Raw genomic sequence first — 16,825 nt, forward strand, 5'->3', positions numbered from 1 at the left:
TGGCAGGACCTGGCATGCAGTCTGCGTAGAGCCAGAGAACATAAAAGGAGTTTTCGATGGAATTGAACGCACCTGCCACCACTGCTGCTAAGGCATGGCTAAGTGAACTCCTGTTCATCCGGACTATGTTTAAAGGTCCTGACGGTAAGCCACTCTACAGCTATCACGTTACTGAGTCTGAGTATCGGTCACTAATTGAAATGTTGAGCAGCTACTTTAGAAGAGGCTCAGTACAAAACTACTCAACTCACCTGGCTGCTTGCTTTTGCCTGTTTGTCAGTGAGCAGTATCGGCGCGACTACAACAGCTCATGGTCATGGTCGGGGCCGGAAACAATACTTGGGATCTCCTTGTCCCCGCAGCAGCATGCCAGCCTGACAAGTAGCGGGCTGGCGTACTGGAGTAGACCGATACGCTTTCGTGAGAATAGTCGCGACTGGCTCGGCTCTCTATTTGCCGAAGGCGGCCTTCCTTGGCCACTGGTGCAAAGTGAGTCGCACGGATTTGGACGGGCTGTGCGCAGGGGGATCAAGCACTTCTATCGCACTGAAGGTAACCGCAGAACAACAGCGGATTTGATGGCGGACTTCGAAAATGAGCTACCGCTCATCTTCCGCAACTTGGAAACGCGACGGCTGCTGGCGGGCATCGTTGATCAGCTCATGTATCTGGTCGAGCACTACCCCTTGAAGGATCAACAGGATCCAGCCAACTACCTAGATAAGGTCGCACCAGGCTGGACGGATGCCTTCCCAATTCCGCTGGATGAAAGCAACTCCCGCACGCTGCTCAATGATTGGCTACGCGATGCAGGACAGAAACGTCAGGAGCGCAAGGAGGCCTTAGAGAAGGCCAGGGTCTTCACTTGCGAGCATTTTCTGTATGGCACATTGCCTCAGTGGTTGATCCGCACCGAATTGATCCTGCCTCAGGAGGCAACATTCGTAGTCGATCCGACGAGTCTGGGCAGTACCCGCCTTGAGTTGGCTTATTACGAAGGTGAAAGGCTCTTGGCCAGAGGTCCCGCCGTTTACGGCCAGCTCACTGAACAAGGCTTCAAGGTCCGCTTCTCCAACCCTCAGGTCACACTCGAACGTCGCAGACTTGACGAGCCGCTGAGCCTTCGGTTGCTGGATAACGGGCGAATGGTTCATTGCCAGTTCTTCGATGGTAGTGCCCTCGACTACCACGACATACCCTTGATTTTCGAGAATCGCTCCGAACGCTGGCAACTGGTCGCTTCGTCCAGTTGCTCGCTGTCATCCGGATTGGTTCGACTCCGAGTCCCCCCGGGCTTTGCCACCAATTGCGAAGGTGGCGCTGCAAATTTTCTGCTCGAGGATCAGGAGAACGGCCTCTGGCTGGAGGCAAACGTCAACCTATCTCTGGTAAGGGGGGATGACCACTATCAGGTCGAGCTGAATCAGGCAGACAACGATGACGCTAAACCAACTCTCACGGGTATATTTGCACTTTACGAAAGCTCTCCTGCGATGGTCTACCTTGGCTGGCCCAACCTAGAACTGCCTGAAGGCTACCCTCATGCCAGAGAGGACTTGCTTGAGTTCGTCAATGGCGAGCTACTGGACCGTCAACGTAGCAGCCGTTGTGGCTCAGCTCGTTATACCTTACGCACCCGCTCGGGCAAGACACTATTGCAGCGCCGTTTCGGTGTCCTACCCAGAGATTTCAATCTTTCGCTATTCCCGGGAGTACGAGAACAGCCTGCACGTCTCCAGATCAAAGGGGTTGCACAACTAGATTTACACGTCGTCAGCAATGCTCTGGTAGTGGAACGGGACGAAAATTCACTTTACATGCGCCACCAAGGTGAGGCCCCCCCTTCGACCTTTGTTCTCGAATTAGGCCAAGGACTGCCGTCTCTCCAGCTTCACCTGCCCTATCCTTACCAGGGGGCACGCCTGCTGGATCAATATGGCAATCCGTCGCGAGCCAGGGAGTTGATATTGGCCGATCTGATGGGCCATCGCATTTCACTGACCTCAGGTCTTACCCAGGGACAGAACTTCCATATGCAGCTGGAGCTGATATGCGCGGAACAGCCGCATCCGCAGCGGACATACAGCATCCGGGTAGGCTCAGCACCTGTAATGCTCAACCTGTTCAGCTACTTAGGCGACATGCAGAACATGTTGGGGGCAGTGGATGAACAGGATGCCTACATCAGATTTTCTCTGGAAACCGAACAACCGCTGCTGAAGCTCGATATACGCCGCTATGGTGGCCAGCTGCAGTGGGAGGGACGGCATGCCTTCTACGTGAGTGGCGTTTCTAATACCTCCGTACTGGATGGCGTGCAGGCTGAAGCCATGCTCCTATCCGACCCCAAGCGTACCCCGTTGCAATTGACCGAGAGGACCAGCGAAGCCGTTGGCATCGGCAGCTTTGAGATACCGCAAGCCATGCAGCCCCGTGGACCGTGGCTGATCTACCCGGCAGAATCCTCAAGCATTCGCTTTCGCCCGGCTTTATACGTGGTACCTGTCAATGGCTTGGATACCGCCGCTGAAATATGCTCACTGCACCGTGCTGCAGAGGTTTTTCACCCTGAGCACAATCCGCATGCCATCGACCAACAGATTGCAGCCATGGCGTACGATTTCAACCACAGCGGCTGGCAGTACTTGGCTGACTTGAAGCAGAACTACCGCCACCTGCCACTCTCTTCCTTCGAAACCTGGAAGGCTCTTTCGCGCAATCAAGAGGCGTTGAGTTTCTCGGTGTTTCGCCTTGAGATGGATGAGTCGTTCTGCGCACGCATCCGCGATGAACTCTCCGTCATCTGGGAAACCATCCCGCTTCCACTGTGGGCACAGGCCTATCGACTGTTCCACGACTATATGCGACTGACCGGACTTCCTGACGCACTGGTCAATACTCTCGTCTCGAAGCGCGCCGAGGCACTGCGTTGCATCGTTTCCGGCTTCGATTACCTTGGGGACTACCTAAGCACTGGCAATTGCAGCTCATTAAAGAAGCTACCTCTGGAGCAGGTTCTGCCGGCTTGGTATCAGGGCCTAAGGCACCTGCATGAAGCCAATCGGAACTGGCCTACCTTGCTGGGCAGCGAACTTTCCAGCTGGATTGACAGGCAGTTGCTGCCGCCTCTGGTGAAAGCTCTTTCGCTGGCGGAGTTCACCGATGCAGTGGCCTATCTACCGATCTTCATGGCTTTTGTCACCGCTGGACGGGCCAAAATCACCGACTTGCCAGCAACGCCGGCCTATTTGAAATTTGCTATCCGTCTGGTTGCCGACTTCGACCGCCAAGGCTGGTTCATACCGGTACATGCCTTGGTGGTGTCCTATTTACTCGCCTCGCAGAACGAGGCATAAGGAGTTGCAATGCATTTTTTTAGGGATTTGATTCAGCAAAGCCTTGAACGTACCCGCGAGGCGACGCTGGGTGTTCTGGGCATCAATCATCCGGGCCTTCGTCAGCATCTGAGTCAAAGTATGGTGAACGAGCTTGGGGCCGACGGTTGTTTCCTGGCCCCACCAGTGTTCGAGCACACTTTTGGCTGGAAGGAGTCCAAGCTGCGCCTGCAGGATCTGCAGGATGAGCAGCTACTGTCATCCTGCCTGCTTGATACATTGGAGAATGCGCCGGCTTACCAGTTCCCGAGAACTGCACATCCCTACGTTCACCAAGTGCAGGCTTGGCGTACCCTGCGCGACGAAAAACCGCGCTCGGCCGTCATCACTACCGGCACCGGCTCGGGCAAGACCGAATGTTTCATGGTGCCGATCCTAGAAGATCTGGTTCGCGAGCATGAGTGCAGTGCGGCAGCCCTGGTGGGCGTCCGCGCTCTATTCCTCTACCCACTCAATGCCCTGATCAACTCCCAGCAGGAGCGCCTTGACGCCTGGACTCGCAAGTACAGCGATAACATCCGCTTCTGCCTTTACAACGGCAAGACCGAAGAGCGCGCCGACAAAGTCCGCAAGGAACAGCAACAGAAGCCCAATCAGATCCTGTCGCGGGAACTGCTACGCAGGGAGCCCGCTCCCATCCTGATGACCAACGCCACTATGCTGGAGTACATGCTGGTACGCCAGGTCGACAGCCCGATTCTGGAGATCTCGAAGCAGCAACAGTCACTACGCTGGATCGTCCTCGACGAGGCTCATACCTACGTGGGTTCCCAAGCAGCCGAACTGTCCCTATTGCTTCGCCGGGTAGTCCAGGCTTTTGGAATGCAGTCCGAGCAAATTCGTTTCATCGCTACCTCGGCCACTATAGCTGGCGCTGATGCCGAAGAGCGACTGAAACACTATCTGGCAAACCTTGCAGGTGTTGCACTTGATCAGGTTGAGGTCATAGGCGGCTCGCGCTTTTGGCCAGATCTTGCGTTCGACTCGCCAGGCGAAGACATCGCCCTTACGACCATCTGCGATATCGATCCGGACGCCGAAGTATCTCCTACGCGCTTTGAGGCATTGTGCCAGAGCAACATTGCTCGGCGCCTGCGTCACGTCGTGATCACCGCTCTCACGCCACTTGACCTTAACGACCTGATAGCTGAGGTTGCTGGGCATTTGCAGGGAGGCACCCGGCTCGAACAGCAGCGGGAGGTGCTCGACTGGCTCGACACCATGACCGGTACTCACCCGGATAAAAGCCAGCCTCCGTTTCTCAAGCTTCGGGTTCACCTGTTCCAGCGCATGCTTCATGGCCTCTGGGCTTGTGTCGACCCACAGTGCAGAGCGAAATCCAGTCATCTGCAGGACTGGTTGTTCGGTAACGTATATGTGAACCAGCGAGCACGCTGCGAGTGCCATGCCCCGGTGTATGAGTTGGGTTTCTGTGATGACTGCAAGACACCTCACCTTCTGGCCGAGGATCGCAACGGTGAGTTGCACCAGCCTAGTCCCTATGCGGGTGACGAGTTCGCTCTCAACCACGAACAGGGCGGCGAGGACTCACCTGCCGAAGTGGCAAGAATCGACGCCGGCAGTAAGGGGCTGATCATTGCTGGGATGCAGGCAGCACACGACCCCTATTTCTCGTACAACTTGGACCTCGAAAGTCAGAAGTTGGGTGGCGTGAACGCTACCCGCAATATCGGCATCGTGTTGGTAGAGGAGGCAAACTCCTGCTGCAGCAATTGCGATCACTCATCATTTGGCACCAACGATTTTATACGCAAGGCATACCTCGGTGCGCCCTTCTATGTTGCCAACGCCGTACCGACGGTTCTGGAATTCTGCCCCGATCCTGACAAGGAAGATTGCAATGGCCGTTCCCCCGAGGAACTGCCGGGGCGCGGACGCAAGCTGATCACCTTCACTGACAGCCGCCAGGGCACGGCGCGAATGGCAGTCAGAATGCAGCAGGAGGCAGAGCGTTCACGGCTACGGGGGCTGGTGTTCGAAAGTCTGCGAAATGAGCAAGCCAAGGTCGACGCCGCTCCCAAAGACACTCCTAGCGGCAGTCCTGCAGAAATGCTCGTTCTAGCAGACAGCCTGGAAAAACAGGGCTTGGCCGGTACGGCGGCAGATCTGCGTAAAAAAGCTGAGCTTTTGCAGAGCGGCGCCTCTCTGGTAAGCCCGGCCAGAGTTATTCCCTGGCAGCAGATGGCCCAAACCATTGCAGCAGCGAAGGATATTGACCAATTCATTTTGCGCTACAACCGCTATGCCAATCCGGCGTTATTTGATGGCTATGAAGGCGGTCTGACTATGGCGCGTTTACTGCTGGCGCGCGAATACGCCCGGCGGCCCAAGAATCAAAACAGTACAGAAACGCTGGGGCTAGTCAAGGTTGGCTACCAGGGGTTGAACAAGGTTTCGGCGCCTCCGCCGCTGTGGGTCGATACTCGGGCCACTCTCGCAGAAGGCGATGCTAATGATCCCAGAAGCTCTCTGACACCGGAAGACTGGCGCGATTTCCTGAAAGTGGCCCTCGATTTCTACGTCCGGGAAAACACGTTCATCCCAATGGAAACCAAAATGCGTCGCTGGATGGGCAGCCGCTTCAGCCCAAAGGCGCTCTATTCGCCTAAGAGGGAGGACGTGCAGGAAAGCAACACCATCAGAAAATGGCCACAGATCAAGCCTGGGACGCCGAATCGTCTGATCAAGCTGCTCGAGCTGGCAACCGGCCTTGATCGCAACCTGAGTGCGGATGCCGACAAGATCAACAGCTGGCTAGAGGCGGCATGGACGGCACTAGTCAGTGCAGGCATTCTGGAGGCCTCCGATACTGGCCATCGTCTGCGCCTGGAAACTCTTACCTTCTCGCTGCCTACCGAGGGCTGGGTCTGCCCGCTGACTCGGCGTATCTTCGACACCACCTTCCGTGGTCTGACGCCCTATCTGCCGCAAAAAATACAGAGCCAGGATTACCGTTGCCAAAAGATCCAGCTACCAGCTTTTAGTAGTCTCAAGGACGATGGCAGCCCATTGCGCAAGCAAATGCAGATCCGTCAATTGGTCGCAAAAGATCCAATAATTGCCCAGTTACGTCAGGAGTCACTGTGGACTGATATCAGCGACCGTACAGTCGAGGGTGGTTTTTACTATCGGACAGCTGAACACTCGGCCCAACAGTCGGCAAAACGGCTGGATAACTATGTTGAGGAGTTCAAGCGTGGCGACATCAACGCGCTGAATTGCTCCACCACCATGGAGATGGGGGTGGATATCGGCGGCATTTCCGCCGTGGTGATGAATAACCTACCGCCACATCCAGCCAACTATCTGCAGCGCGCCGGCCGGGCCGGACGACGCAAGGAAGCGCGGGCTATTGCCTATACGCTTTGCAAGGCCGACCCACATAATCAGCGAGCCTTCGCCAATCCTAAGTGGCCGTTCGTAACCGCCATTCCGGCCCCAATCATTACGCTCAGCTCAGCGCGTATTGTGCAGCGGCATGTCAACTCTATGTTGCTGGCGTTATTCCTGCGCATGCACAGCAGCAATGATGGCGATCGTACCAAGCTTACCCTGCACTGGTTTTTCGCCCCGGACGACTCGCCCTGCCAACACTTCAAGGCCTGGCTAACGGCGAGCGCCGAGGAATATGGTAGTCCGGTGAAGCAACTGGTGCGTGGCACCTGTTTGGAGGGCCGCTCGCTCAGCTCAATCACTGGTGGAGCCCGACTGGCGTTGCACGATCTCGAGGAACGCTGGTTAGGTGAGTATCGTAATATTAATCAGAAGCTTCAGGCCGCCAGCGACGGGCCTTACAAGAAGGCACTGGCACTGGAAAAACAGCGCCACGAGAATGAGTACCTGCTTCGCTATCTGGCGTCCTCTGCATTCCTGCCTGGATATGGCTTTCCTACGGATGTAGTGAGCCTCAAAACTTACAATGTCGAAGACTTCTTGCATCAACATAGAAAAGAGGATGCTAGTCGCGAAGACAGCATCTTCGACAACAAGGAAATGCCATCACGCAGCTTGAATATCGCAATTCGTGAATATGCTCCCGGCGCACAGGTAGTGATCGATGGACGCGTCTATCGTTCCGCCGGTGTCAGCCTGCAGTGGCATGCTGATGGACAGGTCAACGAGGCACAAAAGTTCGATATCGCCTGGCGCTGCTCGGAGTGCGGTAGCACTGGGGTGATCGAAAACGCCTATGCAAACGACGCAGGGCTGTGCTGCTCGCATTGCACGACGCCGATTCCATCCAGCGAGCGCCGCATGGTGCTTCGTCCGGGCGGCTTCGTAACCGACTTTTACGAGGAAACCACCAACGACGTCACTTCGCAAAAGTTCATCCGCGTCGAGCGACCGCGCATCCAGCTGATTGGAGAAAGCATTGCGCTGCCTGATGAACGCTGCGGCTTTGTGCGCTTTGGTCATGAAGGCAGTGTTTTCCATCACTCATCCGGCGAACATGAAAAAGGTTATGCCGTCTGCATGACCTGTGGACGTGCCGAGTCCATCCTCGCCTCGGGCGAAGTGCCTAAGGATTTGCAGCCCGATAAAGCCCACCGCCCGGTTGGCGGAGTTGCCGGCAGCCGCAAGGAGAGAGATTGTTCGGGCGAAGCGGTCAAGGCTGGTCTGCATCTTGGTTATCAGATTCGCACCGATGTATTGGAAATATTCCTCAGGAACCCACTCACTGGAGAATGGCTACTTGACTCAATCAAGGGGCGTCTGATCGCCGCGACTATCGGCGTCGCCATGCGCGATGTGATCGCCGACCGACTCGGTATTGCCAGCGGAGAGATGGGTTTCAGCTATCGTTTGGATCGCGACAGAGACAGCAGGCAAGGGCGCTCCGTCATCCAGTTGTTCGATGAAGTCAGCGGTGGTGCCGGTTTCGTTCTGGCCGGCCTGAGCGATCTCGCTCTGCTACTGAATAAGGCGCTGGAGCGCCTGCGCTGCCCAGTCGACTGCGAGAATGTCTGCTCGCATTGCCTAGCCAGCCAAGATAGCCGTGTCGAGCGCGAGGAACTGGACCGCAAACTGGCGCTGCAATGGCTGAGTGAGTCTCAACTGGTTGAACACCTTGGGCTTCCAGATGTATTCGTAAACATCCATGGCGCTCGCCACTGCTCCGTTGGCCCGCTGCGTGAGCTGAGTTTCGCCGTTAGTTCGTTGGATCGCCGTGATCAAACAGGATCGATCCTAGTGTGTCTACACGGCGACCATGTGAACTGGGATCTCGACCATCCACGTTTTAGGGAGCAGGTGCTTACCTGGGCAATCGCCGAGCGGCTCAAAGTCAGGATCGGCATTACCGATTCCGCTTTGTTGAGTGCCGAGCAAAAGGAAACCCTAGCATTGCTTGCACGTTTGGGCGTTGAGCTACTCGAGCTGGATGCTACAAATCTGCAAGCTCCCCACCTGATTGCCCAGTTGTCATCTCAAGCAGGCGTCGGAAGCCTGTATAGCAGCATGAACAGTGTTGGAGTTCCCGGGGGCGATTGGCTACAAGGTCATTCTGATGTGGTCTGGGTCACCAGCAGACTGATGGCAGCAGTGCCAGGAAATACCATCGACAGCAGTGGCTGGAACCAACGCAAGCAGGGAGCGCGCATTGTTGAAATCACCTCGCAGCTCGATGGCCCAGTCAACACTCTGAGAAGACGCCTAACTACCCTGATCGACGCCCAGATGCCGGAGCTGGCCACCCTGATTACCAATGATCAGGCAGTGTCCATCAGCTACTCGGATCGCTACCTGAAGTCGCCGTGGTCTCTGATGCTGCTAAGCGGCTTCCTGGAACTGTTCCGTAGTGATTATCTGCAATCGTTATCAGTACAAACTCTGGCGCCGAGCGGTAACCAGCCAAGTTATCTGCTCAGCCATGATTGGATGCGGGCGGATAATCAGCAGGCCATTCTCGAGCTCTGGCTCAAGAGCCAGTTTGATATCGTCCCGAACATCAACATCAACATCATGAGCAGCCCCCGTGACTTGCTTCACTGCCGGGTTATCACGGTGAGCTGGGCGTCGGGTAGGGTCAGCAAGATTTTGCTGGATCAGGGTATGGGCTACTGGAGAGGCCGCATGCCATATAGGGATCAAATGAATTTCGACTTCGGTACCTCACACCACGAACAGGCCAGGCAGATGATTGAAAAATATTCAAATGCGCATATGCATCAGGGGGGAGAGTGGCCGACTTATATCAGTTGCGTCATTGATTGATTGTTACTAAATATCTGCGCGGTCGGAATTGTGGGTAATTGCATGGACTTGACCACCCTTTTGCATTCGACTTGACCAGTGCGCATGATCTCCTTACTGGCTGGAATCGACCCAAAGCAAACGGTGGCGAAAGGCAAAAGTCAGCCAAGAGCAGACGGCCCTAGGGATGGTCAGTTGCCGGATCTAGCGATCGCTTAGCCCGTCAGTGGGGAGTGAAGGGATCGTGGCGCAGTTAGCCGTTGACATCGTCAAGACGCCGAGCTTTGAGCGCGGGTTAAGTTGAAGTGAGTCGCAAGAAAGCGAAGACTGTAGGTTGGGCGGATCCCAAAAAAACGGATCCCAAATCGCTAAATCACCCGATCTTACATTTCAGTGCGCCGCCATTTCCATTAACGTATGGCAGATTGACTCCATCATAAAAACGTTTCGGGGATTGCATGGACGTACGCTATTGGGAAGGAGGTCTCCTTTCTTTTGAGATCGACGCTATCGACAAGATGGCCAAAGCATTTGGGCCCAAAGAGCTTCCTCCGGAACCGGTGGCAGGCTCTACGAAAGGGAAGTCGTTTGACGTTCTGAAACAATTGAAGAAGCCTGAGGCAGGCCATGGCGTATGGCCTTGGCGCGGCTACGCAGGTTTTCGTTTCGCGAACTCGCGGGGGGCAGACGGGGAGTTCGACCTCGTCATCGTTACCCACAGCCTCGTTCTTGTTGTCGAACTTAAGCACTGGCGCGGTGAGATCACCAACCACGGCGGTAAATGGCACCAGGACGGGAAGGAAACAGAAGTATCCCCGGTAGACAAAACCCGTAGGAAAACATATGAGTTGAGGAAACGAATCAAGGGTCTCAAGTCTCGGCTGCCTGGCGGGAAAGAGCCTTGGATCGACTTCTGCGTTGTGCTCACCGGAAAATGCACTTTGAATCTTCCCGAGGTCGAGATGCAGCACGTCATGGTGCTGGACGACTTTCTGGAAATGGCCGATCCTAAGCGGTTTAAAGACCGATTCAACGCGCGCTCGAATATCGGCTTGAACGAGCATTTCGGCTTCTTCGACGGCATCATCAATGAAGGAACGGTAAAGCCCAAAGAGCTTGTTGTCGACGACTACCGTGCGCAGTCGCAAGCGGTATTCACGCACCCAACAGACGTCTACCGAGAGTACGACGCGGTCAATATCCACAACAAGGATGACCGTGCGATGGTCCGTCTATGGGACTTTTCGAAGCTCGATGACACCCGTGCTCGAACGGCTGAAGGACGATACCGAATCCTCTCGCGCGAGAGGGATGTAATGGTCCACCTGCGTCGGCGAGATCAGGAATTGATGAATCGCTGCGCTCGCCCGAAGCGTAATACCAGCCCCGACAGTGTCACCGAGCAATATGCCGAGTTGCTTGAAATGCCCGACGGGCATTACCGTCTAAACGAGTTCATAAACCGTTTTGTAGAGCGGATGACTGCGCATGAGCGCGTCCAGCTTTTTAAAATCCTTCTGGCTCAATTTGCTGGGCTGCATGGATTCAAAATTGCTCACCGTGATCTGGGTGACCACAGCGTGTGGTTCTCTCCATCGTCATCGATCGCTCTTTCCAACTTCATCAGCGCCTACTATCAGCCTGTAGGTACTCTCGGCGATTTGCGTACTTTGCTGAGCATCGGTGCTATCGCGCTCCCTGAAGACCAGAACACCGCGATGGAAGGCAGCACGCCATTTCGTCGTGATGTCTTCGCGCTCGGGCTGATGGGTTGGCATCTGCTTCAGGCCAGGCCAATGCCTCTGAAGCTCGACGTCGCCTACGTTGCGGGTGTTCAAGCTCAGGTTGAGTCATCAGAAGACTGGCCTGCCAAGGTGCTCGTACAAGCGTTGCAGAATGATCCGAAGGAGCGATTCGATCACGCCAGCGCATTTCAGCAGGCATTGAGCGACTCCACACCGGATAACTCCGCAAGCTTTGAATTTGATAACCGGCGACTTGACGTTTTCTCTACCGATCTACGACTGAGCTCCGCGTACCGGGAGGACGACGAGCCTATCACCGACACGGCTGAGAAACTGATCTACCGATCGGGCCCCTTGGTCGTGAAATCGTGGCCGTCAATCAACGCCCGGGATCCCAAGGACGGTCAAGGGCCGATGTTGATGGCTTTCTTCGAAGTCCTGGAGCAACTGAAGGGCAGCGGTTTTACCTTTTTGCCAAAAATTGAACACTTTGGTTACGATCGCAGCGGCAACCCATTCCTGGCTCAGGAGCATATCGACGGTGAGCACTGGGATGAGCTGAAGGGGTTGTCGGTTGAGACCCGTATCGTCGTCGCCCATGGGCTAATCGACGCAGTTGATGGTTTGCATGGCCAGCAATTGAGTCACGGCGATCTGCATCCACACAACGTTAAAGTAAATGTCGGTTCGGCCCCTGAAAACACCCAGGTCTACCTGCTCGACTGTCCAGATTTCTCGGCTTCAGGTACATCACCGGTCAACACCCGCTACAGCCCCGTATTGGAAAACTGCACACCAGCAGAGCGAGACAACTTCGCTGTGATGCGAATGGTGTTTGAGCTCCTGGACATGGACTGGGACGCGCCGTCGCAGAAGGATATTCCCGTCCTGAGAGCAGCCGTTGCGCACGAAATGGATACAGAATCGGGCTTTCTTTCTTTGGACCGTTTTAAGGACGCTTTGGAGGCCGCTTTCGCACCTGCAAAAACGATCGAAACCGTCTCTGTCGTTCTACGCAACAGAAGTGGCGAGGCATTTGAGATCCTGCCGGACAACGGGAAAGTATTTGTTGTCGTGAAGCCCTACCAAAGAGCCCCCACCAAAGCCCTTGAGGTGACGTTCGCGGGTGTCGGAGGGCAATTGACGGCTGAGTTCGATCCTGCTTCCAGGCATTTTGTAAATGCGTTCAAAGCCAATCAGGAGATGCGCGTTCCGGCTTATCTGGCGCGTCAGGCAAACCACCACATAGAGGCTCGGTTCAGCGTCTCGGGCGGTACCAGCGTCAATGTCTATGAGCTGACCAAGCTTCTGGCCAAAGACGAGGCATTTCTAAGCTTAGCCGCACAGGTGCATGACGCCGAAGTGCGTAAGCAAGCGGCGATTGAGGACGGTGAAAGTGTTGCGGACTCGATTACCGGTGAGGACGAGGACAACGGGCTTGCCATAGATGAGGCGCAGCTAGAAGCTGTAAAGTTGCGCAGTTTCCCTGTCAGTCAAATATGGAAAACCATCACCTCCACCGAGCTTGAGGCCCAGCCTTCTTTCCGTGTTTCCGAAGAGCCGCACTTTCACAAGGATGGCGTAGGCCTTTTGATTCCCTACTCTATGGATGCAAAGGCCCTTGAGGGGTTTGAAGCGGGAGACAACATCCGGCTGATCCTCCGGGACGGGGAGAAGGACATTGATATCGGTGAGATCAACCTGGGCATGAGCGTGCGTGATGCAGTCTATGTCCCTGCCTCCAGTCGTTCAAAACGCGTACAGGCAGGCTCCCAGTTGTTCATCCAAAGTCAGCAGAACAAGACATCAATGACGCGTCGTCGTGGTGCGATGGAGCGGATCCTGAACCGGCAGTCAGTGCTGCCTGATTTGATGGATTACTTCGACGAGAAATGCAAGCTGGCACCAAGGGGGTATGCTGAAGAGCCTACCGTTTCGGACTTTGCAGTGTACGAACGCACCACAGCGAGTGGTACGGTCATCGGGCTGAACGAAGCCCAGCGCGCCGCGTTCACGCAGCTCATCACTACAGGGCCAGTAGGCCTTTTGCAGGGACCTCCAGGGACAGGTAAAACTGAGTTCATCGCGGCCTTCATCCATTACCTGATCAGCAAGGTCGGAGTGCGAAACATCCTTCTTGTCAGCCAGTCTCATGAGGCTGTGAATACTGCAGCAGAACGGATCCGCGCGCACTGCCGTCGACTGAACACCGAGCTCAACGTTGTACGCTTCAGCAACCGCGACCAGGTTGTTTCTGAGGAGCTCCTGGACGTTTATTCTCGCAACATTGTCGACCGTCAGAGAAATGGGTTTAGCGCTGAGCTGAAGGAACGCGTGGGTTCCATGGCTTCGTCGTTGGGTTTGGGCAAAGCTTTCGTCCAGACGATGGTGGATGTGAATCAGCGAGTGTTCCACTTGGTTCGGTCGTTGAAAAAGCTGGACGAGGAAATTCAGCGTGCACAAAAGGGCAACGGGGCAGATCGAAGGGCGTTGCAGACGCTGAAGTCCTCTCTGATGGGCGAGCTGAATCTGAATGCCACCTTGTTTCTTGGCGAACTGGTTGAGGGCGAAAGCACTCCCCAAGAATTACTGGAGCGCGTCTATGACCATGTCCAAACCGTTCATGGAGTTAGGCCCCCAGAGTTTAAACACTGCCTTGACCTGATTCAGCTTTCTCAGGAGTACGTTGAGCGTCTGTCGAGCAACAGGGCCAATTATGATGAGTTCCTGATGCGGTCCAGGACATTGGTTTGCGGAACGTGCGTGGGTATTGGGCTGCAACATCTCAAGCTTTCAGAAACCCACTTCGACTGGGTCATCATCGACGAAGCTGCTCGATCGGCGCCGAGTGAATTGGCGATCGCCATGCAGGTGGGCTCTCGGGTCCTGCTAGTCGGCGACCACAACCAGCTGCGCCCTACGTATGAGGAAGAACATAAGGCAGCCATTGCCCGTTCCCTGGGTGTCACCACGAGCTCAGCCGAATTCCAGCAGGTCATGCGAAGCGACTTCGAGCGAGTGTTCCAATCCCCGTATGGTCGTGCCACACGGGCGACGCTCAATACGCAGTATCGAATGCTCCCAGCGATTGGCGATCTAGTTAACGAGATCTTCTACGACATTGACCTTGAGAACGGCTACAGACCAAGTCCTGCCTATTTTTCGCAAAACGTGCCCGAGTGCCTGTCACATGTGGTCACTTGGGTCGACACCAGCGAGTTAGGCAAAAAAGCCTACGACAGCGGCACGCTGAGCCTGTCCAACAGTGCTGAAGCGGACGCGATCATCCGACTGCTGGAAGAAATCGCAGAGGACACCGAATTTTGTGCGGGCATGGCTAAGGAGATGGCCGAATCGCAAGAGCCCCCAATCGGGGTCATCTGCATGTATCTCGACCAGAGGAAACTGGTGAGAAAGAGGTTTGCCGAGAAAAACTGGTCGGAGGAGTTCCGCAAGCTCGTAAAAATCGAGACCGTCGACAGTTATCAGGGTAAAGAAAACAACATAATCATCGTCTCACTGACCCGGGCCAAAGCGGATCAATCACCTGGCTTTCTGGCGACCCCGAATCGTATCAACGTCGCGATGTCACGCGCGATGGAGCGGTTGGTCATCGTAGGCAGTTTGAAAATGTGGAGCGGTAGGAACGCGAGGCTTCCATTAGGTCACGTAGCCAGCTTTATCCAGACGAAACAGGACACGATCAACTATTGCATCAAACCAGTGACGCCGGCCAGGAGGGTTGTCTGATGGAGCTTAACCCAGTTGTTCTATTCGAGCTGGACGTCGTGGTCCCTGCGCAACAGTTCCGTATCGAGTACACCCTTGTGGACAAAGGGGGGTTACCGGTTGTACCGGAATTTCTTCTGCGACTGCTCAAGATTTCAGCGCTGCTGCCAGCTGAAATCGGCAATTATTTTGGGTTTACAGCTCAAGAGCTGAGTTTTGCAATCACACCTTTTTTACAAACGGGCGAGCTTAAAACGCGCCCGGATGGACGAATAGAGTTGACGGATAAGGGCCGTAGCTTGTTCGCAGGCAACCATGAGTCACCGATTGTGAAACGCAAGGAAGAGCGCGAGCAGATGTTCGTGTTTGATCTCCTAACGTTTACATGCCTGGGGAAAAGTCTAGGGGATGCAGATTCTAAAAGGTGCCTGGAATTGCAGGCACCCAGCGATACGCTCTCTGAGTCAGGTACGAAGGCCGTCGGTGCCTTCATGCGGCAAATCTACGACATTCATCGGGCTGGACACCTGGGTGGGCAGTCGCAGGATGCTGGGCCGCCGGAGCTCTACAAAGTTGCGGGTGTGCAAAAAGTAAGAGACGGTTGGGAGAAAATAGAAGAGCGCGTCAGCCTTGATGCCGACTCTCGGCTGGTACGCTTTGTCGCGAAGGAAGGGCTGCGGGAAAACGAGATCTACATGCGTCAGCGTACGGAGCAGTTGAGCCGAATGCTGGGCAGAGAAAACCTCGATCAGGTTCTGCAGCTCGCCGACATCCTGGGCGATTCGGACGCCTACGACTTCGTGTCTTCAAATGGTCTGGACCTTTCTGCCCTGTACTACAGCGCGAGTGCCGTTGCACAGGTTAGAGAGTCTTCCGGGCTGCGACTTTTTGGATCGCTACAGCTGCAGCAAAACTGGGACAGAGTTTTTTCCGTGCTGCGCAAACATCAGAAAGCAGTTCAGAGTGAATCCCACGCTGCTCCGATCAGCCTGTCCTGGATGGCTCCGGCTTCACATGAGCTCTGGGGACGCTCGGCCAGGCATGAGCAGATGTGCAGTGCATTTTCTGATTTATCAAAAACAAAAAGCAAGGGAGGCGCGAATGATGGAAAACTTGTATTCGACGCCAAAATGCTTATCCCGGTTTCTGCCAGTGACGATTGGCCGGCGATCAAGCGCGCAAAAGCAGATTGCAATAAGGCTAGACTGCTGCTTTGTGGCTTTGTTGAGTCAGAGCAACTGGCGCCGCTTGAGGCAATCGTCATTCACGGCAAATGCGCGGTCGTGGTTTACCATTTAATTTTGCCGGCGTTGTCCCCAGTGCCGATACCCTTTGGTTTCATCACCGAGGATCCCGCCAAGATCCTTAATGTTGAAAACCTCATCAACCGCACGATGGGCGAGTACGTCACAGGTAATACACCGCGTTTCCTCGGCAGCTTCGAACCACCTGCGACCTGAGCGCTACGAACGTAGAGACACTGGCAGTAGTGGAGGGTAGAGGCGTCGATCTTTCGACCCGTGGGTCGGCTGCTTTTGCGTACACCAGATGATTGCGAACATTTTGTTAGCCCCCTCGCCGCGATGGCTTGGGGTCGGCGCTCAGGACTTGGGGATGGATGTGCATCATTGATGGCACACCCCAGGTAGTGCCCACCCCCGTAGCGCTGCTGTAGTCCTCCAATAACTCGCTAAGCGGGTGGTCAAGTCGAACGCAAATGCCTGGTCAAGTGGTGTGCAATTT

Annotated in this window: 4 protein-coding genes; all 4 read left to right on the forward strand. The window is 55.1% G+C overall.

The features are described 5' to 3' along the window. The first annotated feature begins 56 nt into the window (after positions 1–56). The 4 genes from BLR63_RS26070 to BLR63_RS26085 all read left to right on the forward strand — a co-directional run bounded on the left by BLR63_RS26070 (position 57) and on the right by BLR63_RS26085 (position 16,542). Entirely contained in the window at positions 57–3,356 is a 3,300-nt protein-coding gene (locus BLR63_RS26070; RefSeq protein WP_010562361.1) for an STY4851/ECs_5259 family protein, read from the forward strand. A gap of 9 nt (positions 3,357–3,365) precedes the next feature. Further along, positions 3,366–9,629 carry a DEAD/DEAH box helicase gene (locus BLR63_RS26075; protein WP_010562362.1) on the forward strand — a complete coding sequence of 2,088 codons (6,264 nt, stop codon included), beginning with the start codon at positions 3,366–3,368 and terminating at the stop codon, positions 9,627–9,629. Between the two features lie 437 nt (positions 9,630–10,066). After that, positions 10,067–15,103 carry an AAA domain-containing protein gene (locus tag BLR63_RS26080; RefSeq protein WP_010562363.1) on the forward strand — a complete coding sequence of 1,679 codons (5,037 nt, stop codon included), beginning with the start codon at positions 10,067–10,069 and terminating at the stop codon, positions 15,101–15,103. Then, on the forward strand, positions 15,103–16,542 hold the full coding sequence (locus BLR63_RS26085) for a hypothetical protein (RefSeq protein WP_010562364.1): 1,440 nt from the start codon (positions 15,103–15,105) through the stop codon (positions 16,540–16,542). The genes BLR63_RS26080 and BLR63_RS26085 overlap by 1 nt, the downstream gene beginning before the upstream one ends. The last annotated feature ends 283 nt before the right edge of the window (positions 16,543–16,825 follow it).

The sequence above is a fragment of the Pseudomonas extremaustralis genome, assembly GCF_900102035.1.
GTDB classification, from domain to species: domain Bacteria; phylum Pseudomonadota; class Gammaproteobacteria; order Pseudomonadales; family Pseudomonadaceae; genus Aquipseudomonas; species Aquipseudomonas extremaustralis.

What these genes read in the sequence shown, in the direction of transcription:
- BLR63_RS26085 (WP_010562364.1), top strand. Translation starts at nt 15,103, where the DNA reads ATGGAGCTTAACCCAGTTGTTCTATTCGAGCTGGACGTCGTGGTCCCT.
- BLR63_RS26080 (WP_010562363.1), top strand. Translation starts at nt 10,067, where the DNA reads ATGGACGTACGCTATTGGGAAGGAGGTCTCCTTTCTTTTGAGATCGAC.
- BLR63_RS26070 (WP_010562361.1), top strand. Translation starts at nt 57, where the DNA reads ATGGAATTGAACGCACCTGCCACCACTGCTGCTAAGGCATGGCTAAGT.
- BLR63_RS26075 (WP_010562362.1), top strand. Translation starts at nt 3,366, where the DNA reads ATGCATTTTTTTAGGGATTTGATTCAGCAAAGCCTTGAACGTACCCGC.